Annotated in this window: 2 protein-coding genes; both read left to right on the forward strand. The window is 64.7% G+C overall.

The window, feature by feature from the left end; genetic code table 11:
• The first annotated feature begins 14 nt into the window (after positions 1-14).
• Positions 15-311 carry a WXG100 family type VII secretion target gene (locus tag JF781_RS28155; protein WP_003874404.1) on the forward strand — a complete coding sequence of 99 codons (297 nt, stop codon included), beginning with the start codon at positions 15-17 and terminating at the stop codon, positions 309-311.
• 40 nt (positions 312-351) lie between these two features.
• A partial coding sequence (locus JF781_RS28160; RefSeq protein ID WP_225341380.1) for a WXG100 family type VII secretion target occupies positions 352-524 on the forward strand: 173 nt, incomplete at its 3' end.

The following is a 524-nucleotide window of genomic DNA, read 5'->3' on the forward strand; positions in this document are numbered from 1 at the left end:
AGGAGACAGCCGACATGGCAACACGTTTCATGACCGACCCGCACGAGATGCGGGCGATGGCGGGGCGTTTCGAGGTGCACGCCCAGACCGTTGAGGACGAGGCCCGCAAGATGTGGGCGTCGTCGATGAACATCGCCGGCGCGGGCTGGAGCGGCCAGGCGCAGGCGACGTCCTACGACACCATGGGCCAGGTCAACCAGGCCTTCCGCAACATCGTCAACATGCTGCACGGGGTGCGCGACGGGCTGATCCGCGACGCGAACAACTACGAGCAGCAAGAGCAGGCCTCGCAGCAGATCCTCAGCAGCTAGCCAGAACCGCTGCTGCCCAAGACTTTTAAGGAGCCAAGCAATGAGCATCAATTACCAGTTCGGCGACGTGGACGCCCACGGTGCCCTGATCCGCGCCCAGGCCGCGTCCTTGGAGGCCGAGCACCAGGCCATCGTTCGCGATGTGCTTGCTGCCGGCGACTTTTGGGGCGGTGCAGGTTCGGTCGCGTGCCAGGAGTTCATCACCCAGTTGGG

The organism is Mycobacterium sp. WUMAC-067, from assembly GCF_020217485.1.
GTDB lineage: Bacteria > Actinomycetota > Actinomycetes > Mycobacteriales > Mycobacteriaceae > Mycobacterium.